Source organism: Streptomyces sp. CT34 (genome assembly GCF_000805335.1).
In the GTDB taxonomy this organism is placed as follows: Bacteria; Actinomycetota; Actinomycetes; order Streptomycetales; family Streptomycetaceae; genus Streptomyces.
The window spans coordinates 2,014,915-2,037,891 of sequence record NZ_KN708638.1; the positions used below are offsets into that span (position 1 = coordinate 2,014,915).

The window sequence follows — 22,977 nt, forward strand, 5'->3', positions numbered from 1 at the left end:
TTTCGCGGGGGAGCTGCGGACCTTCACCGTCCCGCTGGACTGGTCGCTGTCCTCCGGGTTCAACGCCCGGGTGCTGCACGCTCTGGCCGACGGCGTCCCCTACGGCAGCGTGGTCGGCTATCAGGACCTCGCCGACCGGGTCGGGGAGCCGGGCGCCGCCCGTGCGGTGGGCGCGGCGATGGGCTCCAATCCGCTCCCGGTGATCGTCCCCTGCCATCGCGTGGTGGCCAGCGACGGCGGTATCGGCGGCTTCGGCGGCGGCCTAGAGACCAAGCGGCTGCTGCTGGCCCTGGAGGGCGTCCTCCCGGCCCCTCTCTTCTGACCGCCCCCGCTCCCCTCCAGTCCCTCCGAGCTCGTCAGAACCTCTTCCGTATCTCCATCTCTCCCGCATCGCTTTCGCCCCCGCCCGTTCCTCGCGGAACCCCTTCCGTGAGCCGGGATCCGCTCCATGAAGGGCCGTCCATGTCCCGTCAGATCGCCCTGCTCCGCGGCATCAACGTGGGGGGCCACAATTCCTTCCCCAAGGCCCGCCAGTTGGAGCTGGCGCGGTCCCTGGGCTTCGAGGACGTCCAGGTGCTGCTGCAGACCGGCAACCTCGTCTTCGCCGATCCCGGCACGCCGCCGGCGGAGACGGCCCGGACGATCGAGGAGCGGATCTCCGCCGAGCTGGGCCTGTCCGTACCGGTGGTCGTACGGACCCGCGACGAGCTGGCCGCCGCGGTCGCCGCGAATCCCTTCCCGCCGGCCGTGTCGGAGCCCAAGAGCCTGCATGTGACGTTTCTGTCGGCGGTGCCGTCCGACACGGCCGGGCTGGACGCGCTCGATCCCGACGCCTTCGCTCCGGACCGGTTCCGGCTGGTCGGACGCGAGCTTTTCCTGTGGTGCCCTGATGGCGTCGGCCGCTCCAAGCTGGCCGGCGCGGTGGGCCGCGCGCGGCTCGGGGTGACGGCCACGGCGCGCAACTGGAACACCGTCACCAAGATCCTTGCGCTGGCCGACGCCTGAACGGGCCGGCACCCGTTCCCCCGGGCGCGCGTCCCGGGGCCGACCGCAGGGTGCGGGACCGGCCCCGGTACGGCGCCTCGGCGGTCCCTCAGCGCCAGCCGTGGACCTCGCGCAGCCGGTTGGTGACGAGGTCGAAGCGGCCCCGGTCCAGGGCGCACGCCTCGCGGCGCATCCCCGCCGGGTGCACCCGCAGCACCCGGTCCAGGGCGATCCAGGAGTCGCGCCCCTCGCGGTCCCAGGGGCCCGAGCCGATGGCCACCCAGTCCCGGTCGTCGTTGTGCCGCTTGCTGGACAGCTGCACGGCCAGCAGCGTACCGGCGGCCTCCCAGGCCACGACCAGTACCGGCCGGTCCTTGCCCCGGCCGTCGTTCTCCTCGTAGGGCACCCAGGTCCAGACGATCTCGCCGGGGTCCGGGGCACCGTCCGGGTCGGGGGCGTAGGTCATCGTCACGGTGCCGACGGCGCGCGGCCGGGCCTCCACGGTCGCGGTGGGGCCCTGGCTGCCGGGCAGCGGCGGGTGTGCGCGGGCCGCGTCGGACGAGTTGAGCGAATGGGATGCAGTCACCCCCTCACGCTAGCCGCCTCGCCGAATCCGCTGTTCAGCGGCGTGCGTTCGGTCGTCCGCGGTCGATTGTCAGTGGTCGCCCGTACGGTTTTTCACAGCGGGGACGGTCGCTGTGACCGACCGGGAGGGAGCGCCCATGTCCGAGACCACAGCCGCCGGGAGGATCGGCGAGAAGATCCACAAGAGCTGTGCCGGTCATCCAACGGCGGTGCGCCGCCCGGACAGTGACGTGCCGTCAGGTCACATCGCGTCGTCGACGGCGCGGGCGGTAGCCCCGGTGCTGTGGCGGCTCCGTACGGGCGCCGCCGCGTTCGGCCTCCATGTCGCGAAGGGCCACTGCCTGGTGGGCGATCAGAACGGCGAGGTCTTCACGCCCGGCCACGACGGCGAGGTGCCGGCCCGCTGTCGGCTCCCGGACGACGTCATGTGCCCGGCCGCCCGTTCAGCCGGCCGGACCGCTCCAGGCCGGCCGGAGCGGATCGTCGGCCCGTACGACGACATCCGCCGCTTCCTCGGGCCGGGTCTCGGCGTCGTAGCGCGCGAACGCCGGCAGTGTCCATCGTTCGCCCTCGGGGGTGCGGCGGGCGAGCGCGGCCGGCGACAGCTTCAGGTGCACGGAGAAATCGAAGGGAAACCAGTGTCCGAGCAGCAGCGGGCCGTGCAGCAACAGCACGCCGCCGGGCGGCAGTTCGACGTACGCACTGCGCGTCGCCCGGTCCGCCACGGGGTCCCACAGATCCGGCAGCACCCGCCCGGTGCCACCCGGCTCCAGCGGCTGGAACACCTCGCGCCACAGGGCCTGCCGGTCGAACCATTCGTCGTGGTAGGCGTCCGGGTCCTCGCGCCCGTATTCCAGCCGGAGCGAGGCGGGGCGCAGAAAGCCGTGGGTGCCGGCCTTGTGCACCGGCCGCCCCCGGAGCCGCAGTGCCTCGGCGAGCCGCCCGGCCAGCTCGCCGGGGGACGCGGCGGGAGCCCCGTCGACGGCCACCCGCAGCCAGGGGCTGCCGTCCTTCGCCGTCATCGCGGCGATGCGCCCGGCGAGCGCGTCGGTCAGCCGTTCCCAGGTGATCGCTTCGAGCCGCACCCGGCCATTCTGCCCGGCCGCCGGGTGCCGGGCGCGCGGGGTCAGCCGGCAGGCGGTCGGTTGCCCGACGTGCCGAAGCCGACGCCGGAGACGATGCCGGCCTGGATCACCGGAGCGTTGACCGTACCGCCGCTGATGGTGTTGTGGACGTCCCGTACCGTTGCGCCCTCCTGCCGAGGGGCCACCTCGTCGAGCAGGGCCCGCAGTTCGGCCGCCGCCCCGGGGTCCTCGCTCAGCAGCCGCCGCAGCCGGGCCTGCCAGACCGCGGTCACCCCCGTCACCACGGCGTCATCGCCGTCCTGGCGGGCGATCGCCACATCGGTGCTCGCCGTCTCCAGCTGCTCCGCCAGGGCCGCCTCGTCGTCCGTACCCCGGCGCCGGGCGAGGAAGGCCGCCATCCGCCCGCGGACCGTGGCCCAGCCCTCCGTCGCCATCTGCTGCACCAGCGTCGTCGCCCCCGCCGTGGCGAGCGCCACCAATTCCGCTTCCATCAGACCCCCTTGTACGTCGTGTGTGCGTGGTCCTGCTGCCGGTGCCACGGTAGAGAGGCGGGCCGCCTCATGAACAGCCGCTGGTCCGGGTGGCGCGGTTCAGGCGTCGTCCGCGGCCGGGCGGGCCGCTCCGTAGCGGCTGAGTTCGGCCGCCGCCTCCTTCGTCGCCTCGATCACGCTGTCGGGGGCCACCGGCATGACGGACTTGAGCTTGAGCAGCAGCACCGCTCCCATGATCGAGCCGTCCCACATGATGGGCGCCGCGCAGGAGTTCCAACCGGCCATGCACTCCTCGTAGCCGAGCGCGTAACCGAGGTCGCGGACCTCCGCCAGGGAGGCCAGCAGGGCGTCGTTGTCCCGGTAGACGCCGGGGCCGGCCTGTTCGGGGACGGGCTCGGCGAGCACCCGCTGCTGAAGGACCTCCGGCAGGTAGGCGAGGATGGTCCGCCCGGAGGCGCCGGTGCGCAGGGAGCGGGTCACGGACAGCACGTCGCGCGGCGTCATGCCCAGTTCGGCCAGGTCGGAATCGCCGACGGCCATGTCGACGCACTGCCGTTGCGCGCCGGAGAAAGGCGCCACCATGTAGAGGAAGGCGAGCCCGTCGCCGGTGGCCGCGCGCAGTTCGCGGAGCACCGTCTGGGCGCCGTCGAGGCGGTGGTCGAGGGCGGTGAAGGCGAGTTGGGCGGCGGAGGTCCGCAGCCGGTAGAGGCCGCGGTCCACCCGCTCGAAGATCCGCTGGTAGATCCCGGACTGCAGGATCCGGTAGACGACGGAGTCGTCCAGGCCGGTGACCTCGGCGATCTCCCCCGGTCCGTGGGCGGATCCGCCGAGTTCGGCGAAGGCCGCCTGGACGAGGAAGACCCGCTCGGCATGGCTGGATCCGGACGTCCGGGAGCCGGCGGACGGCGTGTGCTCGGACCGGCCGGCGCGCTGCGCGGCGTCCGGAGCCGTGGACGGCGATGCCGTGATGCGATGGCCCATCGTGTGCTCTCTCCCCTGGCTGTGGTCCGCGCCCGAAGGCGCACGGCATGTGCGGTGCGGGCCGCCCCGCGCCCCCTGTCGCGGGGGTTATCGGGCGACGTCGAGGGCGAGTTTCCCGGTCGGGGTGCGGGCGGCGAGGTCGTGGTGCGCCCGTGCCGCGTTCCCGAGGGCGTAGGTGGTGCCGGTCAGCGGCTTGAGGGAGCCGTCGCCGACGGCGTCGAACAGCGCGCGCATGGAGGTGGGCAGCGCGGTGCGGTCGGCGTAGAGCTGGGGCAGCCAGAATCCGGAGACGGTGATGGAGCGTTCCATCAGGTCCCGGGTGGACACGCTCGCCAGCTCGCCGCCGGCGAAGCCGTAGACGGCCAGCCGGCCGCACGGGGCGACGGCGGCCAGGGTCCGGGCGAAGGTGGCGCCGCCGGTCATCTCCAGCGCCGTCTGGACCGGGCCGCCGGCCGCGTCCAGGATGCGCTCCGTCAGGTCGTGGGCGGTGGAGTCGACCACGGCGTGGGCGCCCAGGTCCTGCGCCAGCTCGCGCTTCTCGGCGGAGCCGGCGAGGCCGATGACCTTCGCGCCGGCGCGCGCGGCGAGTTGGACGGCCAGCGAGCCGACCCCGCCGGCCGCGGCCGGTACGACCACGGTCTCGCCCTCGGTGACGCGCAGCGCGGTGAACAGCAGATGCCAGGCGCTGTTGCCCTGCAGGGCCAGCGCGACGGCCTGGGCGTCGGTGACGGCGTCGGGCACGTCCCAGGTGACGCGGCGGTGCAGCAGGGCCCGTTCCGCGTATCCGCCGCCGCGGCTGAGCCCGACGACGCGGCGTCCGCCGTCCGTCGTCCCGACGACCTCGTTGCCGGGGATGTACGGCAGCTCGACGGGTGCGAGATAGGAGTCCCCGCGTACGTGCACATCCGCGTAGTTGATGCCGGCCAGGGTCACGTCGACCAGCGTGTGACCGCCGCGGGGCTCCGGCTCGGGGACGTCCTCCAGCCGCAGCACGTCCGGGCCGCCGAACTCTCGCATCACAATCGCGCGCACGACTCTCCCTCGGGTTCTCCAGTGCGGTGCCCGCACAGGGTAGGCACGGCATGCGCCGGACCGCGGTCACCCGATCATTTCGCGCCAACCATCCGGACTTTTTTGGACCAATGCCGTTCGTCTCCAGCCTCATTGCGATCGACTTTCTCGCGTCGCGAGAAAAGAGCGGGGTATTTTCCACCCATTACGCCGTTTTGCTGCGGATCTACCCGGCGGTATGCAGCGTATGGCTCCCACACATCCCTCACTCGCATTCGGGTACCGGAAGTGATCGCCGCCGCCTACGATCCGGTCGTGTGTCCGCCGTTGACCAGATGCGACGGCTGCGTTCCCAGGGGCAGAGCGCGTTGCGCGAGGCAGTGGTGCTCACCCACCTCACCCGGTGTTCCGGGCGGGGAGTGGCGGAGGGCGTGGCCGGGCAGGTGGCGGGGCGGACACGGCCTGAGGGGGAATCATGATGGGGAAATCGGGGGGCGGCAGGCCGGCGTTCGCGCCGGCCTGCCGGGACCTACAGAGAGTTCTGCCGCTTCCACCGGCACCGCTGCGCATTCTGCGGACCGCGTCCGCTTCTCTGCCGTCGCTGACGGCGCACTTCACCGCTGCCACCGACGCCGTCATCGCCGCCGCGCGCCGCCGTTCCCGGCCGTATGCCGCACCGCCCTTTCTGGACGCGGCCCGGCCCCGCCCGGGAATCGCGCGCCACCGCCGAGAAAGGGACTGCCCATGAACGCGTCGAGCAGCACCGGCAGCGCCGGGCTCCAGTTCACGCACCCGCATCTCGCCGTGGTGCTCGGCGGCGGCTTCACGGGCATGCTCGCCGCCGCGGCACTGTCCGAGCACGCCGATGTGATCTTGGTCGAGCGGGACCGGCTGCCGCGAACTCCCGTGCTACCGACGGACCTTCCGCAACCCCGGCACGCCCATCTGCTGGCGGCGGAGGGCGCCCGGGTCGTGGAGAGCGTACTGCCCGGCACGGTCGAGGCATGGCTGGCCGAGGGCGCCCGCCGGATCGCGATGCCGCCGGAGCCCGCCGCCCCGTCCGCGCAGGGCCGGTTAGGCCGCCGGGCGCGCCCCCGGCAGGTGTTCGCCTGCTCGCGCGATCTGCTCGACCGGGTCATCCGCCGGCAGGTACCGGCACTTCCCGGGGTCACGGTGCTCGACGGCACGGAGGCGGAGCGTCTGACGGGCACCGGAGAGCACGTCACCGGGGTGCAGGTCCGCGACACCACCACCGGCGAAACGTATCGTCTGGATGCCGACCTGGTCGTCGACGCCACCGGCCGCCGCTCCACCACTCCGGACCGGCTGGCGGCCCTGGGCCTGCCGGCCGCGCCGGAAGACGTCCGGGACTTCGGGATCGTCTCCGCGACCCGCATCTTCCGCGCCCCGGCCGGAGCGGACAACACCCCGGTGGTCACCGCCCGTTCGGACCGCGGCGCGCGCGTCCTGGACGGTGAGCACGGCGGCCCGGACCCGGATGGGCCGTATCCGGCGCAGACGGCGACGCTGGTGCCGATCGAGGACGGCCGCTGGCTGGTCACCCTCACCGGCGGTGGCACCGGCGGCGAACGGCCGTCGGAACGCGCCGACCGGTTCGTGCCGTTCGCCCGCGCGATAGGGGACTCCGTCATCGGTGACCTCATCGCCGACGCCGAGCCGCTGAGCGAGGTACGGCTGACCCGCGACACCGCCGCCCGCCGCCACCGCTATGAGCAACTGCCGTGCTGGCCCACCGGATTCCTCGCCCTGGGCGGCGCGGTGGCCTCGGTCACCCCTGACTGCGGCCAGGGCCTGTCGATCGCCGCGCACGGCGCCGCCGCGCTGCGCGAGGCGGTGCGGCGGTACGGCCTGGACGATCCCGCGCTCGCCCGCCGCGTGCAGCGCACCATCGGCCGTATCGTGCAGGCGCCCTGGGCCCTGGCCACCGGCGAGGGCCTCTTCCCGGGTACCAGCCGGCCGTCGCCGTCCCTGGCCTCCCGCTTCGTACGCGGTGCCCTGCACGTCGGGCCGGGCGGCACCGGCGGCCGGCCACCGGTCTGCCGCGGCTACGTCGATGTGGTGACCCCCACCGCGCCCGCGGCCGGCCCGACGCGCCCGGTGGCCCCGGCTCCGGTGCCGGCCCCCGCCGCCCCCACGTCGGCGGTGCGGTCACCGGGCTCCGGCACCTCCGGGGCGCCGTCCTCCGTCTCGGCCATGCTGGCCGCTTCGGCCGCCGCGGCGCGCACGGGCGGTGCGCCCGGACCGGCGCAGCCACCGGCCGCCCCCATGGGACGCGGGGGCGCACCGGCTGCCCGGAGGCTGCCTCGTCCCCGCGGGTTCGGGCCGACCGGCCTGCGGCGGCGCATCTACGGCGCGAGCCGGCGCAAATCGGGCGACGGCTGAGGTCAGGGCACCTGGCGGCGCCGTCGCACGGGCCCTGAACTACGGTGGAGCGCCGGGAGACCTCCCGAGGGCCATGGGGGCGCTCCGCCCCGTCATGGCCAGTTCCTTCACCACCAGGGGGTTGCGGACACCGGTGCTGCGCGCTAAGAGAAGCCTGGCCGCGAACCGCGAACCGCGAACCGCGAACCGCGAACCGCGAACCGCGGGCGGGTGCCGGTGCGGGTGCCGGTGCGGGTGCGCTTGCGGGTGCCCGTGTGCGGAGGGGCGCGACACCACACAGGGGCTGCTGCCCCCGCTGCGGGTGCCCGTGGGCGAGGACCCCGAGCGCTGGGAGACGTTTCCCGGTGAGCGCCTGGTGGTGGCCGTCGCACGGACCGTGACCTCCACGGTCCGGGTCCTCGACGTCCTCCGCCCGGTCCTGCGCGACGACCCGCGGGTCTCCCTGGTCTTCGCCTTCGACCCGACCTCGGCCTTCAACGACGGTGTGCACGATCTGCTCCGCTCGGTCGGCGCGCGCATCCTGCCCTGGCAGCAGTTCGCCAGGATCCGCCCCGACCTGATCATCACGGCCTCCGAGAACGCCGATCTCGCCGCCGCGCACCACACCGCGCCCGTCCTGGTCCTGCCGCACGGCGTCGGATTCCACAAGGTCGTCCCGGACTCCCGCAGCGACCGCGACCGGCTCGCCGGGGTCGTACCGGACGCCCTGCTCCGCAGTGGCCGCGCCCGGCTCGCGGTCTCCCACCCGGACCAGGCCGCCCAGCTCGCCGCCGCCCATCCGGCCACCTCGGGGCAGACGCTTCTGGTCGGCGATCCCTGCTATGACGCGCTGCTCGACGGGCGGGCGCTGCGCGGACGTTACCGCCGGGCCCTCGGCGTCGGGGACGGCCGGCGGCTGATCGTGCTCAGCTCGACCTGGCGCGACGGCTCGGTCCTGGGCCGGGACGCCGGACTGCCCGCCCGGCTGCTGGCCGAACTCCCCCTGGACGACTACGCCGTAGCGCTGATCACCCACCCCAACATCACCTCCGCCCACGGCCGTTACGCCCTCCACTCGCTGCTCGACTCGGCCCGTGCCGCGGGACTGCTGCTCATCCCCCCGACGGCGGGCTGGCAGGCCACGCTGCTCGCCGCCGACCTGCTGATCGGCGATCACGGCTCGGTGACCTTCTACGGCGCCGCGCTCGGCACGCCCCTTGTGCTCGGTGCGTTCGGCGAGGACGAGGCGGTGGCCGGAACTCCCATGGCGGAGCTGGGCCGGATCGCGCCGCGGCTGGTTCCCGGGGACCCGTTGCGGCCACAGATCGAGCGGGCCCTCGCCACCGGGCAACCGACCGGCGACGACACCGCCGTCCGGCTGCGCAAGCTCGGCGAGAGCGCGTTCGCCGCCCCGGGCCGCGCCCTGGACCTGCTGCGGACCGCCGTCTACGGCCTCCTGGGCCTCCCGGAACCGGCCGGTCCGCCGCCGCGCCGGGCACCGGAGCCTCCCGTTCCGCAAGACCGTCCCGATCCGGTCACCGCTACCTACCTGATCACTTCCCTCTCCGAAGAGCCGGACGGTCCAAGGGTGTTGATCGAGCGCACCCCGGCCGCCGTCGCCGCCCATATGTCCGTGCCGCAGGCCGACGCTCCCGGGGGCCCATTTCGGCACCTTTCGTGCGCGGACGACGAAGAGGACCGGCAGTGGTCGGAGAGCGCCTCCGTCCTGATCCGCCGCGCACCGGCCGAGAGCACCGTGACGGCCGACCGCTGGATCGATGACACCCTCGCCCGCTACCCCGGCTGCCTGCTCGCCGCAGCCGCCGTCACCGGCCGCGGCTGCCGGGTCGGCCTCCGCGACGGCCGGACGGTCGAGGTGTCCGCCACCGGTCTCATGGACGATGCCGCCGTGCTGGCCGGCGCCGTCTACGCCTGCCTGCGCGCGGGGCGCTCCCTGGACGGCCTGGTCGCCCTCTGTCTCGGCAACCGCACCGAGGACACCGCCCTCCGCCTCATCCGGCGTACACACCGGCCGGACGGGCACGGCACCGGCTGACGGGCCAACTCCCTCCACCCGGCGGTGCGGTCCGGCTCCTGTCCCCCACGGGCAGTCCGAGACGGGGCAGGCCCTAACCGTCCGCCTCTTCTCCCTCGTGGGCGGGATCCGTGCCGTCCGCCTCGGCCAACTTGCGGCGCAGCTCCACCGCGCGCGGCCCGCCACCCGCCTCGTATATCTCCAGCGCCCGGGTCACATACCGTCGCCACTGCGCCCGGTCGCTGCGCTCCTCGGCCAGCTCCGCCAGCGTCTCGCAGACCTGCGCCTCGTAGTGGACGGCGCCGCGCTCCCGCAGCATGCGCACGGCCTCCTCCAGCGCCGCCACCGCTTCCTCGCCCTGCCCCAGGTCGCGTCGCACACCCCCGAGGGCGGCCAGCGCCCGTGCTCCCATCCGGCGGTCGTCGATGGCCAGGAACCGGGTGTGGGCGTCCTGGAGGGTGGTGTGCGCTTCCTGGGTGCGGCCGGCGGCGTGCTGTGCGCAGCCCATGAAATACAGGCCGATGGCGATACCGCGTGCGTCGCCCGCGGCGCGGTAGTACGTCATCGCCTCCTCGTAGGTGGTGATGGCGCGGGCCGGATCGCAGCGGTCCCAGTAGCGGCCGGAGAACTCGCGGACGGAGGCGCGCAGCAGGGTGTGCCCGGATTCGTCGGCACGCCGGACGGCGGTGTCCAGTTCCTTGCGGGCGCGGCGCAGTTCGTCGCGGTCCATCAGCGGGCGGGACAGCAGCGCCCGCAGCCGGGCTTCGGCGGCCGGATTGCCGTCCGCCGCGGCGTGCCGCGCGCCCAGATCGCCGCTCCTGACCCAGTCGTTGAGGTATCTGCGGTTGAGGAAGAGCGCGGTCAGCGCCTCGGCCAGTTCCGCGACCTGGCGGTGCCATCCGTGGTCGGCGGCGGCCTGCTGAGCGGAGAGCAGTTCGCCGCGCCAGACGTCGAGCCAGTCCAGGGCCTCCTCCCGGCTGCCGAAGGCGGTCGTCCGGTCCGCCTCGTCCAGCCGGTCGACGTACCTGCCGATGCGCATCCGGCGGCCCATGACGGCCAGGTCGGCCTGGGCGGCGCGGGTGAGCAGGTGGTCCACGGCGCGGCGTACGACCGCGGTGCGCTCGTCCTCGCACACTTCCCGGGCGGCACGTTCGCGGGCGTGCAGGCGGACCAGGTCGTGGAACTCGTGGCGCCCGTCGGCCGCCACCGTGACCAGGCTCGCGGACTCCAGGACATCGAGCTGCTCGGCTGCCGCGGCGACCGCCGTCCCGGCTGCGGCGGCGGCCGTCTCCGCGTCCCAGCGGCGTCCGGGATACAGCCCCAGCAGCCGGTACAGCCGCGCGACGTCCTCGGGCAGTCCCGCGTAAGCGACGCCGAACACAGCGGACACGGTGCGCTCCCTTCCCTGGCGCAGGGCATCCAACCGGCGCCGGTCGTCGGCCAATTCATCGGCCAGTGCCGCGACCGGCAAACGTGGATGCATCACCAGCCGCGCCGCGGCGACCTCCAGCGCCACCGGCAGTCCGCCGCAGCTCGCCACGATCCGCTCGGCGGCGCCCTCCTCGGCCGCGGCGATGCGCTCCTCCCCGCACAGCCGGCGGAGCAGTTGCAGTCCGTGCTCCGGTGCCAGTGGTTCGAGCGGCATGAGGTGGGCCGCGCCTACCAGCTCACCGAGCACGGCCTGGCTCGTGGCGAGCACGACGCTTCCGGGGGCGCCCGGCACAAGCGCCCGCACCTGCGCCGGCTCCGTCACGTCGTCCAGCACCATCAGCACCCGTTTGTCCGCCGTCCTGGTGCGGAGCATCGTGGTCAACTCGCCGAGCGTCCCGTGCAGATAGCAGTCCTCGACGCCGAGCGCCCGCAAGCACCGGATCACCCCCGCGGAGACATCGCCTCCTGCCTGCGCGCGCAGTTCGGCGAAGTCGACGTAGAACTCGCCCCCGGGGAAGCGCCCGCGCTCCTCCTGCGCCCACTTCCGTACGGCCGCGCTCTTGCCCACGCCGGGCAGCCCGCTGAGCACCGCCACTCCGCCGCCGTCGCCCACCCAGCCGTTGATGGCCGCCATCACCGGCTCGCGGTCGACGAATTGCCCCGACGCCGTCGGCACCTGCCGTGGCACCGGGATGTCCGGTCGCGCCATCTGGATGCTCACCCCGCCCTCGATCACCCCGGCCTGTATCACCGGCCCGTATGCCGTGCCGCCGAACTCGTTCCGTACCCGCCTGCCGCCCGCCTCGTCGTCTCCCACCGCGTGCTCCCCCCACTTCGGTCCCGTCCTCCGCCGCGGTCTGCCCCGGCGGAGCCTCCCGGCGCCGTACCTGCCGCACCTGCCGCATCGACGCCGTACCCGAAACGCTACTTGACGCCACTGACAACGCGACGCGGCGGACGGCGGCGCTCGGCCCTCTCTCCCACCACTCGGTCAGGTCCGGTCGGCAACGGTGAAATGTGGTCGCCCAGTTGCGGGGATTCGATCACAGTGGTGGTGGAGCGCCGCACGGGGCGGCGCCCGACGCCATGCGCAGAACGGGGAACGGCCCTGTCGACGCTGCGCGTCACGGTCGAGGAACTGACGATTCACGAGCATCCCCACGCCGATGCGCCATAGCCGGCGCAGGTGGCGCCGTACCCCGCGGTCGTCGCCAAGGGCGCCTACGGACGGACGACTTCGCCGTGTACGTACCCGAGCAGGCGGTGCTCCCGGAGGAGTTGGTGGCCGAACTGGGCCTGACCGGCAAGCTCGCCGGATCCGCCCCCAACCGGGTCAAGGCGATCCGGCTGCGCGGCGAGCTGTCGCGGGGCGTCGTCTGCCGCCCCGGGCGCTCGCCGGCGTGGACCTGGCGCGGGCGCACCGGGACGGGGCCGATTTCGCGGCGGAGCTCGGGACCGTGAAGTGGGTGCCGCCGGTGCCGACTTCGATGAGCGGGGAGGTCGGGCCGTTGCCCGATCTGCTGCCGTGGATCGATATCGAGAACCTGAAGCGGTATCCGGCGGTGTTCCCCAGGTGGTGGGCGGCGCGTATCTGAACCGCAAGGCTGGCACGGAGTACGGGTAGCCGCGCCCCCCTGGGAGCGGCACGGTTCACCCGCCTCCGGTCCGGGCGGCCTCCTGGGGCTCCGCCGGGAGCCCCAGGAGCCGCCGGGCCAGGAGGAGCGGGGCGTCCGGGTCCCGTGTGGGGGCGGGGGCCTTGGTGCGGTGGCTGGGCAGCCGCTCGACGGTGGTGGTGCCGTTGTCGGACTCCAGGGCAGGGGCGTATCCGGCGGCGCGCAGCGCGTCCAGGGTGACGGCCGGCGGGCGGCTGCTGACCAGGACGGTCGGGGCGATGGCGCGCAGCCCGAGCTCCCGCAGGGCGCGGTGCGCGGCCACTTCGGCGACCAGGGCTTCGTCGTCGGAGCGGATGCAGCAGGCGGCGGGCAGTACCCGTATCCGGCCATGGGTGCGGGCGGTGTCCTGGATGAGGTAGCCGAGGGGCTGCGGCAGGGTGCCGTTCGCCGCGACGGCGGTGAGGGCGTCGTGGAGGGTGTCGGCGGTGTGGCCGGTGTCCAGTGCCCGGCGTACCGAGGCGGGGGTGAAGCGCCAGGTCACGGCGTGGCTCTCGGACTCTCGGTCGGCCGCGGAGGCGAGCAGTTCGGCGAGCGCGGCGGCGGGGCGGCCGGGGACGACGGCGGTCAGATCGGCCTGGAAGTGGGCCTGTTCGAGGAGCGGCGGCAGCAGGTCGCGCAGCGGCTCCTCGAGGGACCGCGGGTCGGTGAGCAGGGCCCGGCCCAGGGGGGTGAGGGTGCCGTGGGCGATGAGCCCGAGGTGGGCCGCTTCGTGGAGGGTGTGGGCGGCGCGCTCCTCGGCCATCGGCTGCGCGGTGACGCCGAGCGGCCGGTGCCAGTCCGCCGCGCGCAGGAGATGCCGCAGCGCGGTCCGGGCGTCCTCCTGCTCCGGGGACTCCGTGAACGGCAGGGGCGGCAGCGGCGCTCCGGCGCCCTGGGGGACGTCGGCGAGGGCCGCCAGCAGCGCGTACCGGAGGGCCGGGGCGTGCCGGTCGTGGCCGCGGACCAGGGCGGTCGGGGTCTCGCCGAACGGGGTGTGGGTGGCAACGGCCCACAGGCCGGACCAGGCGGCCAGTACGGGAGCGAGGCGTTCGCCCGGCGGGCGGCCGAGCCAGTCGTCGTAGGCGCCGGTGGGGAGGGCGGTGATCCCTGACGGGCTGCGGGTCAGCGCGATCAGGTCGGCGGCGAGGGCGAGGTCGAGGAGGAGGCGGGCGTGCGGTTCGGTGGTGCCGGCGGCCTTGGCCAGGCGTTTGATCTCGCGGAGGGTGAGCCCGCCTGATTTGCGCAGTGCGGCGGGCCGCTCGGCCAGGGAGGCGAGGAGGCGCTCCAGAGTGGTGGCCAGCTGTGCCGCGGCGGTCCGGGACTCGTCGTGCACGGAGGTCCGCGGTGCGGGCACCCCGGGGCGGTGGCGCTGCCCGGCGTCGTCGGGGACCGGCATCGGGGCGTGCGCGGCGAACGGGCCCAGGTCGTGGGCGGCCAGGAGCTGCGGGAGACGCGGCGGGACGACGACGGCGCCGTCCTCGGAGGGCGCGGCGACCCCGTCGGCGAAGAGGGATTCCAGGGCGGCCTCGGCGGCGCTCCGCTCGGGGCCGGGTGCGGCGGCACCGAGCGCGGCGTACACGTCCTCGGGTGGAACCGGTTCGGTGGCCAGGTGCGGGAAGGACAGCCGGTGCGCCATCAGGGACTGGTAGTCGGCGCCCGAGGCCGGGGCGGCGGGCGCGGGGGCGTCGCGGCCGGCGCGCTCCTGGCTGATGCGGGCGGTGGTGGCGAGCACCTGCAAGCGGGGGTGGTCGAGGTGCAGCACCAGGTGATGGAGGGTCTCGTAGGACCACAACGCGGTGGCCAGGCCGCGCAGTTGGGTGGGTGCGGGCCGGCGGGCGAGCGGCTCGGCGTGGCGGCTGAGGAGTGCGGCGAGCTGCTCGGGGGTGCGCTGCGCGAGGGATCGGGTGAGTGTGTCGAGACCTTCCACGGCCCTGAGGTTAGTCATCGCGCCACCAGGGACGTCAGGGCGCCTACGGGGTCGGGGTCCGCGGGCGCGGCGGGCCACCAGTCCTCGGCTCCGGGCTCGGATTCGTAGGGGTACCAGCGGTTGTCGTGGCCGAAGCGCAGCTGGATGCCGCGGTCGGGGTCGGTGAGGTGGTTGCGGCGCGGGCGCAGGGCGGGCAGTCCGGCGGCCAGCAGGGCGCTGCGGGCGCGGTCGAAGTCGCCGGCCGGGGGGTTCCAGGTGGCCTCCAGCAGGGCGAGCCCTTCACGGCCGCCCTGCCGCCAGGCGGCGACGGACCGGGCGACGTCCCCGGGCGTACGGCCGGTCGCCGCCGCGAGGTCGCGGTAGAGGGCCCGGGTGGTGGCGGTCAGTCCGGCGGTGGGGTGGGCGGTCGCGGCCAGACGGACGGCGTCCTCCCATGGGGGCAGCGCGGGATAGGGGCCGGGAGTGGCCGGGCGCGCGCCCCCGGCGGCCGGGGCTCCGGCGGCGGTGACGCAGGCATGGGCGCGGGCCGCGGCGTCGGCGGCCAGGAATTCGAGGGTGGCCGGGTCGAACGGGAGTCCGTCGGCGTCGGGGAGGACCGGCGGGCGGCCGGGGTGCGGTGGCACCGCCAGGGGTGGCGGCAGCGGCGGTCTGGGGCGGCCGGCCAGGGCTTCGCGGGCGAGGACACCGCGGGGCGCCGACGCCGCCGTTGGCGCCCGCCCGGCCTCCTCCGTGGCCACGGGGAGCGGGCCCGGGGCCCTCGCGCCGGCAGGCCCGGTCGCCCCCGCCCGGCCGGCTTCCGGCCCCGACCCGGCCGCCGAGGAGACGGCAGCGGATCCGCCCCCTCCTGGCCGCGTCGCCGTGAGAACGGCTTGCGTCCGGCTCTTCCGCGCGGTGTGGGCGGTGTGCCGGCGCGAGAGCTCGTCGAGGAGTTCCCGCTCGCCCCGGCCGCGCATCAGCAGCAGGACGAACGGGTCGGCGTCCAGCAGACGGGCCACCTGGAAGCAGAGCGCCGCGGCGTGCTTGCAGGGCCTGCCGTGGTCCGGGCAGGAACACCGGGGCACCAGGTCGCCCGGCCCCGGCAGAAGCCCCGTCTCCGCCTCCGCCAGCGCGCGGGGCAGCTGCTTGGCCAGCAGGGCGGTGAGGTGCGCGGGCTCCGCCGCGACGGCGTCCAGGAGGGCGTCCCAGCCCGCATCGGAGAGCGTCCCGAGGCGGATCTCGGCACTGTACGGGCGGGGCCGGCTGCCCCGTACGGTCGCCAGGATGCGCCCCGGGGTGATGTTGACCGTGTCCACATGGCCGTCCTGGGCGTAGGTCCGGCCGCGGGCGAGCCGGGCACTGTCGAGTGCGCTGCTCTCCAGCGCCGCCAGCCAGGCGCGGCCCCACCAGGACGCGGCGAACGGCTCTCCGGCACCGGTGCGGTCCGGCAGCGGAGGGAAGGTACGCGAACGGTCCACGCGGGCGGGCAGGTCCGCCGCGGCGGAGCGCCCCGAGGCGCCGGGACGTCCCCGGAAGGCAGGACTCATCCGGGCCTCCGCAAGGACACGAGATCGGCCAGTTCGGCGTCGGTCAGCTCGGTGAGCGCGCTCTCGCCCCCGGAGAGCACCGCGTCCGCGAGTGCCCGCTTGGCGGCGAGGAGTTGGGCGATGTTGTCCTCGACGGTGCCCTCGGCGATCAGCCGGTGGACCTGGACGGGCTGGGTCTGGCCGATGCGGTAGGCGCGGTCGGTGGCCTGCTCCTCCACCGCCGGATTCCACCAGCGGTCGTAGTGGATCACGTGTCCGGCGCGGGTGAGGTTCAGGCCGGTGCCCGCCGCCTTCAGGGACAGCAGGAAGACCGGCACCCGGCCCGACTGGAAACGTTCGACCAGCTTGTCCCGCTCGGCCACCGGGGTGCCACCGTGCAGGAGTTGGCTGGGGATCCCGCGGGTGGCGAGGTGGCGTTCGAGCAGCCGCGCCATGCCCACGTACTGGGTGAAGACCAACGTGGCGCCGCCCGAGGCGAGGATCGTGCCCAGGAGTTCGTCGAGGAGTTCGAGCTTCCCGGAGCGGGCGGCGAGCCCGGGGGCGGCCTCTTTCAGATACTGCGCGGGGTGGTTGCAGATCTGCTTGAGGGCGGTGAGCAGTTTCATCACCAGGCCGCGCCGCGCGATGCCCTCGGCGGCCTCGATCCGGGCGAGGGTCTCGCGGACGACGGCCTGATACAGCGCGGCCTGTTCACGGCCCAGGGGAACGGGGTGGTCCGTCTCGGTCTTGGGCGGGAGTTCGGGCGCGATGCCGGGGTCGGATTTCTTGCGGCGCAGGATGAACGGCCGCACCAGCCGGGCCAGCCGCTCCGTCGCCTGCGGGTCCTCGCCGCCCTCGACCTCCCTGGCGTGCAGTGCGCGGAACGTCTTGAGGGGGCCGAGGAGCCCGGGCGTGGTCCAGTCCAGCAGCGCCCACAGCTCGGAGAGGTTGTTCTCGACGGGTGTGCCGGTGAGGGCGATCCGCGCCGGGGCCTTGATGCCGCGCAGCGCCCTGGCGGTCGACGAACGCGGGTTCTTCACGTGCTGCGCCTCATCGGCGACCACCCATGCCCAGGAACGGCCCGCCAGTTGGGCAGCGCTGCTGCGCATCGTCCCGTAGGTCGTCAGCACGAAGCCGCCGGCCACGCCGTCGAGGCTGCGGCCGGTGCCGTGGAAGCGGCGTACGGGAGTGCCGGGGGCGAAGCGCTCGATCTCGCGCTGCCAGTTGCCGAGCAGCGAGGCGGGACAGACGACCAGGACGGGCTCGGTGGGCCGGCGGTGCAGGTGGAGCGCGATGACGGTGATGGTCTTGCCCAGGCCCATGTCGTCGGCGAGACAGCCGCCGAGGCCGGTGGCGGTCATGGTGTCGAGCCAGGCCATGCCGTGGAGTTGGTAGTCGCGCAGCGTCGCCCGCAGCCCGGGCGGCTGCGGCAGCGGGCCCGCCGGAGCGGCTAGGCGCCCGCGCAGCGCGGCGAGGGCTCCCAGGGGCACCACCTCGACCTCTTCGCCGTCCACCTCCGCGGTGCCGCTGAGCGTCGCCGCGAGCGCTTCGGCCGGGTCCAGATAGCCCAGTTCGCGTTTGCGTGCCTTGCGGACGAGCGCGGGGTCGACCAGAACCCACTGGTCGCGCAGCCGTACGACGGGGCGGTGCGCCTCGGCCAGCGCGTCCATCTCCGCCTCGGTGAGCGGGACGCCGTCCATCGCCACCTGCCAGCGGAACTGGGCCAGTTCGCCGGCGTCGAAGAATCCGAAGCCGTCCGCGGCCGAGCCGGGCGCGGGCCGGAGCACCGCCGCAGCGGTCAGCCCCCGGGTCAGCTCCCTGGGCCAGTGGACGGCCACCCCGGCGGCGCCCAGCCGGGGCGCGGCCTCCCCCAGCAGCTCGTACAACTCCTCCTCGCCGAGCGGCAGTACGTCGGGCACCGGCCGCTCCAGGAGGCGGGTGAGCGGGGCCCAGACGCGGGCGGCGCGGCGCAGCGCGAGGAGGGTGTCGACACGGGACCGCGGCCCGAAGTGCTCGTCCTCCTCGCCCTCCCAGAGCTGACGGGCATCGGCCACCAGGGTCGGGTCGGTGAGGCTCTGCACCTGCAGCACGGCCGCCGCCGCGCGGCGCTCCTCGGCTCCGGCCACACCGGACGGCCGCCCCCGCCCGCCGTCAGCGCCGTCGGCCTGGCCGTTCTCCCCCGTGTCGCATAGCCGGCTGTCCTCCCTGGTGTCGAAGAGCTGATGGGGCGCGAGGTCGAGGCGCAGCGAGAGCCGCACCCCGGCGTCCACACCGGACGCGACCTCGGCGGCCCAGGCACGGGCTCCGGGAAGCCGCTGCGGGGCGGTCGCGGCGAACGGGGCCCCGGCCACCAGTTCGGCGGCGGGGGTGCGCGGCAGGGTGTCGACGACGGCGTCCACCAAGCGCCGCACCAGAGCGGCCGGATCAGGCAACTGGAGCGGGCGGCTGCCGGGGAGCGGCACGGCATACGCCTCGGCGGGCATGGCGGCGGCGACCGCCCGGAGGTGCGCCACGTCGTCGGGGTCGAGGGGGCCGGCGCGCCAGGCATCGGCGTCCTCGGCGGTCAGCCCCGGAAGCAGTCTGCCGCGCGCGGCGAGATGCAGAGCGTGCAGGGCGGCTGCTCCCCAGCAGGCGGCGGCCGGGTGGGCAGCGGGATCATGCCGGGCGCGGACCAGCAGCGGAACCGCCTCGGGCAGCGGGAGCAGCAGAGCCGGGACGGTACGGCTGCGCGCGCCGTTACCATGGCGCCGCGCAACGGTCAGCTGCCCGGGCACGGCGCCGGCGCCTACCGGACCCCCGCCGTCCGGCTCCACCCCGTCACCGCCGGCCTCACCATCCGCCACCTCGGGAAGCCGGCCGCCGTCGGGCCGCCAGAAAGCGACCTTCCCGGCGCGCGGCGGCTGGGCGGGCAGGAACACCGCGGCGCACTCCACCAGCGCCGCGGGGAGTCCGGCGTCACCCCCCGACTCCGAGGCCGGCACGGCGGACGGGGCGGCCGACGGTCGGGGCACCCCGACCGCCGCCTCCCGCTGCCTCACCACGCCATCCCCTGCTGCTTCCGGATACTTCCGCGCCGCGCGCGGCGCCCACCGGGCCCACCGCGCCCGGATCGCTTCCCTGACATCCCCGACCTGCGAGTCTACGGTCGTACGCACGCTCTCCCCCATGTCGTTCAGAGGGCCGCGCCTCCCCCGGAGGCCGACCCTGCGGATCACCCGCGAATCACCAGACATGCACGGCGGCACCGCACAGTCCCAGGCCGTGCGCCGCGGCCTCACGCCAGCAGCGGAGCGGCCCGTCCAACACGCTCTCCTCCCCGGGGCGCTGATCAAGCCAGAGCTGGTCCTCGGCCTCGGCGCGCTGCTCCGCCGTGAAGGAGAAGGCCGCCTCGATCTGCGGCAGACTCTGGCGCACCTGCTCCGCGGAGAGCACGAAGTTGCCGATCCACCCCGGTATCAGCGCCGCCCGTCGGCTGCCGATCGCATGGAAGAGAGCCGGGACCGCATAGTCCTTGGAGCACACCGCCAGAAAAGGGACGAGCTCTCCGAAGTCGTCACTCCAGACGTCGTTGAGGATCGAGAAGTCGCCGTCATCGTCCCTGCCGTCATAGAACTCGTCGAACGGCCCCGCGCGCGTGAGCTCATGGAACGACTCGATCAGCGCGTCGATGCGCTCACGCTCCCGTTCCGGCACCGCAGTACGGCCTGCGCCGTCGCCGCTGCCGTACCAGCTGCGCCGGTCCGGCAGCGGCTCGGCCGCCCAGCGCTCCCATCGCTCCCGGGATTCCGGCAATGCCCGGACCGACTCGATCAACGGCCGCATACGCGGCTCCAGCGCGCTGATGACGCTGTCGTCGTGCGGGCTGATGCCCCATGCCGAGGTGATGCCCATCCCTCTGCTCCCCCGTCTCTCGCGTCCCGTCGACGGCGCTCCCGCCGCGGAAACTCTGCGTGATGTCGATAGAAGCAGACGCCACTGACAATGCGTCCGCGGTGCACCCTCACCCACCCCCGCGCACGAGCGGAAGAAGGCCCGCCGACACCACATAACCGCAGCTCAGCAAGACCACCGCTGTCACACCGCAGACACCGCAGACACCGCAAGAAAGTTATCCACAGCTCGCGGAACCCGCCCCCTCCCCACCGCCGAAGTCGCTTACAGTCAGCCATATGAATCACTCTCCGTAACCATCCCTTCTCGGCGAGGAGCCCTCATGCACACCCCCACCCCCGAGCAGACAGCCGCGGCCAACGCGTTCCCCACCGGCGCTCACCTCGTGATCCAGGCCGGCGCCGGCACCGGCAAGACCACGACCCTCGCGATGCTCGCGCACTCCGCACAGCGACAGGGCCGGCTCGGCCGGTACATCGCCTTCAACAGAAGCGTCGCGCGCCACGCCTCCCGCACCTTCCCCGCCGAAGTCGCCTGCGGAACCGCACACGCCCTCGCGTACGCCGCAGTGGGCAGGTACTACCAGGCGCGAATGAACGCGCCACGGCAGGCGGGTTGGCGCACCGGAGCCGCACTCGGCATCGACGACGGCATGTACTTACGCATCGGACCACGCAAGGTCAACAACAAGGCCCTCTCCCACACAGCCCTGCGGACCGTCACCCGCTTCTGCCACTCGGCCGACAGAGACATCGGCCGCCACCACGTCCCGCCCTTGAGAGGAGCCGAATCCGAACCCCTCCACACCCAACTCGCCGACCTCGTGCTGCCCTACGCACGCAAAGCCTGGGCCGACCTGCAGAACCCGGACCACGGCGTCGTCCGCTTCGAACACGACCACTACCTCAAGATGTGGGCACTCAGCCAACCCGTCATCCCGGCCGACTTCCTGCTCCTCGACGAAGCCCAGGACACCAACCCCGTGGTCGAGCAGGTCCTCACAGCCCAGCGCGACCACGCCCAGCTGGTACTGGTCGGCGACTCCGCACAGGCCATCTACGGCTGGCGCGGCGCCCGCGACGTCATGACCGGCTTCGACGGCACACAGCTCAGCCTCTCCCACTCCTTCCGATTCGGGCCCGCGCTCGCGGCCGAGGCCAACCGCTGGCTGGCGATCGTCGACGCCCCCATCCGCCTCACGGGATCACCACACCGCACCACCGAGCTGCTCCCCCTCCACGCCCCGGAGGCGATCCTGTGCCGGACGAACGTCGGGGCGATGGTCGCGGTGATACGGCAGCTCGAAGCGAACCACCGGGTCGCCCTCGCAGGCGGCGGCGAGGCACTGCGCTCACTGGCACGCGCCGCCCACGCCCTTGAATCGGGACGACGCACCACACACCCCGAGCTGATGCTCTTCGAGTCGTGGGCGGAACTCCGCGAGTACGCGGAGTTCGACCCGGCCGGGCGGGACCTCCTGCCCTTGGTGGAACTGGTCGACGAGCATGGCACGGCAGCCGTCCTGCACGCCCTGGACCGGCTCTCGCCCGAAGAATCCGCCCAGGTGACGGTGTCCACCGCCCATCGCGCCAAGGGCCGCGAGTGGGAGAGCGTGCGCATCGCGGACGACTTCACCGGCCCCGACGATCTGGACGAGCTCGACGAGAACGGAACGCCGCTCCCCGGCCCGATCGACGTCGACGAGGCGCGCCTGGCCTACGTAGCGGTGACACGCGCCCGAGCACAGCTCGACATCGGCGGCCTGTCCTGGATCAACAGCCACCCAGCCGGCGACCCACGCCCCACAGCACGCACCACGGAGCGGAAGAAGGAGGAGAGCGCGGAGAGCCCACCGACGCGAGACGCAAAGCCACCGTCCGCCGGGAGGGGCGGAAGAGACAGGTCGCGGCGGACAGGTGACTGCCGCGTCTATCAGGAGGATGCTGGATAGAGGAGATGGGTGCCGATGCGCACAGGAAACGAGCCCTTGCACGCACGCAGCCCGCTGAGAATGCGGTGCGGGCTGGCGCTGTGGGGATTGGTATGGGCCATCGCCGGGGCCGTCGCCTTCGTCATGGCCGGCCGACCGCAATGGGCGGCAGCCTGCGCCGCCCTGGCATTGGTAGCAGCCACGGACCTGACCATGGTGATCCGCCACATCCACCAGGGACCGCACTACCAGCCCGGCAGGGACATACCGCCCTACGAGCCTGACCGAGGCCGGAACGACCCATTCGGCATACGCAACGACCCGGGCCGCCAACGCGGCTCGCGTCCGTAGCCGATCAGCAGCCGGTGATCATCGGGCAGGTCGGACATCGTCCACCAGCGACGCGCTGATCGACGGCACCAGCCACGGCTCACGTACCCGGCACGGGCCATACGCCGATCGTCACGGCAACGCGCCAGGTACAACACCATGCGATGTGCCTCGCGCACGACGCACCGTGCGCGGCACGTCGAGCATGGATTCTCAGCGACGCCTTCCTACACCAGGAGGTGATGCATAAGCGGGAGGCGATCCACGAGCGCAAGGCGGTCCCCATCCTGCTGATCCATCCGTTGCTGATCCGTCCGTCAGTTCACACTCGCACTTCGCTGTGCGGTTCACGCCCAGCGATTCGCCTTCGGCGATTCCCGCACGGAGAACCGTCGCAGAGGAAGCTGGTTGCGACCTGGTGGAGAGGCGCACTGGAGCAGCAGAGAGTCAAAGTCAAGGGCGGAGGTCGACCACCGCAGGGAGTTCGACTACCGATGACGGCCAACAGCTCGGCGTGCACACCTAGTTCGACTCCACAGGAACACGGGACCAAGGCCGGCCGAGGCACGTGGAGCGAAGTAGACAGGAGCGAGCCGCAGTACGGCTGGCGCCGAGCGACAGGTCCGGGAAGTGGGGCTGAGGGTGGGGCACGGCGGAGGGGAGGCGCGGGGTGGGGGCGGGGGGGGGGGGCGGGGACGGGGCCCAGGGGGACAAGCGAGAAGGCCCACAACCGACAAGAAGCAACCGCCCCCACTCCCCC

17 protein-coding genes and 1 pseudogene are annotated in these 22,977 nt (G+C 73.8%); 7 read left to right on the plus strand and 11 right to left on the minus strand.

The window, feature by feature from the left end:
* Both RZ84_RS40830 and RZ84_RS09030 read left to right on the plus strand, forming a co-directional pair.
* On the plus strand, positions 1 to 322 hold a 322-nt coding region (locus RZ84_RS40830; protein WP_241777628.1), incomplete at its 5' end, for a methylated-DNA--[protein]-cysteine S-methyltransferase.
* 140 nt (positions 323 to 462) lie between these two features.
* Positions 463 to 1,005: a DUF1697 domain-containing protein gene (locus tag RZ84_RS09030; RefSeq protein WP_043263864.1), complete on the plus strand. Its 543-nt coding sequence runs from the start codon at positions 463 to 465 to the stop codon at positions 1,003 to 1,005.
* 88 nt (positions 1,006 to 1,093) lie between these two features.
* On the opposite strand, the gene RZ84_RS09035 is transcribed toward RZ84_RS09030, so the two are convergent.
* The 6 genes from RZ84_RS09035 to RZ84_RS09055 all read right to left on the minus strand — a co-directional run bounded on the left by RZ84_RS09035 (position 1,094) and on the right by RZ84_RS09055 (position 5,158).
* Positions 1,094 to 1,486 carry a type II toxin-antitoxin system PemK/MazF family toxin gene (locus RZ84_RS09035; protein ID WP_198540132.1) on the minus strand — a complete coding sequence of 131 codons (393 nt, stop codon included), beginning with the start codon at positions 1,484 to 1,486 and terminating at the stop codon, positions 1,094 to 1,096.
* A gap of 319 nt (positions 1,487 to 1,805) precedes the next feature.
* Complete coding sequence (locus tag RZ84_RS42480; protein WP_157878789.1) at positions 1,806 to 1,952, minus strand: hypothetical protein; 147 nt, start codon at positions 1,950 to 1,952, stop codon at positions 1,806 to 1,808.
* Between the two features lie 60 nt (positions 1,953 to 2,012).
* A complete protein-coding gene (locus RZ84_RS09040) occupies positions 2,013 to 2,654 on the minus strand; it encodes a nucleoside/nucleotide kinase family protein (protein WP_043263866.1) in 642 nt (213 codons plus the stop codon).
* 41 nt (positions 2,655 to 2,695) lie between these two features.
* Positions 2,696 to 3,145 (minus strand): hypothetical protein, encoded by a 450-nt coding sequence (locus RZ84_RS09045; RefSeq protein ID WP_043263867.1) that lies wholly within the window; start codon positions 3,143 to 3,145, stop codon positions 2,696 to 2,698.
* Between the two features lie 99 nt (positions 3,146 to 3,244).
* A complete protein-coding gene (locus tag RZ84_RS09050) occupies positions 3,245 to 4,126 on the minus strand; it encodes an IclR family transcriptional regulator domain-containing protein (protein ID WP_043263868.1) in 882 nt (293 codons plus the stop codon).
* Positions 4,127 to 4,213: 87 nt separating this feature from the next.
* Complete coding sequence (locus RZ84_RS09055; RefSeq protein ID WP_043263869.1) at positions 4,214 to 5,158, minus strand: quinone oxidoreductase family protein; 945 nt, start codon at positions 5,156 to 5,158, stop codon at positions 4,214 to 4,216.
* Between the two features lie 723 nt (positions 5,159 to 5,881).
* On the opposite strand from RZ84_RS09055, the gene RZ84_RS09060 reads away from it, so the two are divergent.
* Positions 5,882 to 7,540, plus strand: a complete 1,659-nt coding sequence (locus RZ84_RS09060; RefSeq protein WP_052229845.1) for an FAD-dependent monooxygenase — start codon at positions 5,882 to 5,884, stop codon at positions 7,538 to 7,540.
* Positions 7,541 to 7,847: 307 nt separating this feature from the next.
* Complete coding sequence (locus RZ84_RS09065) at positions 7,848 to 9,575, plus strand: CDP-glycerol glycerophosphotransferase family protein (RefSeq protein ID WP_052229846.1); 1,728 nt, start codon at positions 7,848 to 7,850, stop codon at positions 9,573 to 9,575.
* Positions 9,576 to 9,648: 73 nt separating this feature from the next.
* Here the strand turns inward: RZ84_RS09065 and RZ84_RS09070 are convergent, their stop codons facing one another.
* A complete protein-coding gene (locus RZ84_RS09070) occupies positions 9,649 to 11,802 on the minus strand; it encodes an NB-ARC domain-containing protein (RefSeq protein WP_052229847.1) in 2,154 nt (717 codons plus the stop codon).
* Positions 11,803 to 12,093: 291 nt separating this feature from the next.
* Between RZ84_RS09070 and RZ84_RS09075 the strand changes: the two are divergent.
* Positions 12,094 to 12,553, plus strand: a pseudogene (locus RZ84_RS09075) (RNA ligase (ATP)); the annotation flags it as partial.
* Between the two features lie 82 nt (positions 12,554 to 12,635).
* Here the strand turns inward: RZ84_RS09075 and RZ84_RS09080 are convergent.
* The 4 genes from RZ84_RS09080 to RZ84_RS09095 all read right to left on the minus strand — a co-directional run bounded on the left by RZ84_RS09080 (position 12,636) and on the right by RZ84_RS09095 (position 19,957).
* Positions 12,636 to 14,564 (minus strand): helicase-associated domain-containing protein, encoded by a 1,929-nt coding sequence (locus RZ84_RS09080; RefSeq protein ID WP_241777629.1) that lies wholly within the window; start codon positions 14,562 to 14,564, stop codon positions 12,636 to 12,638.
* 14 nt (positions 14,565 to 14,578) lie between these two features.
* Positions 14,579 to 16,087: an SWIM zinc finger family protein gene (locus RZ84_RS09085; RefSeq protein ID WP_043263872.1), complete on the minus strand. Its 1,509-nt coding sequence runs from the start codon at positions 16,085 to 16,087 to the stop codon at positions 14,579 to 14,581.
* The gene (locus RZ84_RS09090) at positions 16,084 to 19,047 is read right to left on the minus strand and encodes a DEAD/DEAH box helicase (protein ID WP_241778028.1); all 2,964 of its coding nucleotides are present in this window, start codon (positions 19,045 to 19,047) and stop codon (positions 16,084 to 16,086) included. Before RZ84_RS09090 ends, RZ84_RS09085 begins: the two co-directional genes overlap by 4 nt.
* Positions 19,048 to 19,288: 241 nt before the next feature.
* Positions 19,289 to 19,957, minus strand: coding sequence for a hypothetical protein (locus RZ84_RS09095; RefSeq protein WP_043263873.1), 669 nt, complete (start codon positions 19,955 to 19,957; stop codon positions 19,289 to 19,291).
* A gap of 322 nt (positions 19,958 to 20,279) precedes the next feature.
* Between RZ84_RS09095 and RZ84_RS09100 the strand changes: the two genes are divergently transcribed.
* Together RZ84_RS09100 and RZ84_RS36335 are read left to right on the plus strand one after the other, a co-directional pair.
* Complete coding sequence (locus RZ84_RS09100) at positions 20,280 to 21,908, plus strand: UvrD-helicase domain-containing protein (protein WP_052229848.1); 1,629 nt, start codon at positions 20,280 to 20,282, stop codon at positions 21,906 to 21,908.
* A gap of 15 nt (positions 21,909 to 21,923) precedes the next feature.
* Entirely contained in the window at positions 21,924 to 22,238 is a 315-nt protein-coding gene (locus tag RZ84_RS36335; RefSeq protein ID WP_078893648.1) for a DUF6343 family protein, read from the plus strand.
* The last annotated feature ends 739 nt before the right edge of the window (positions 22,239 to 22,977 follow it).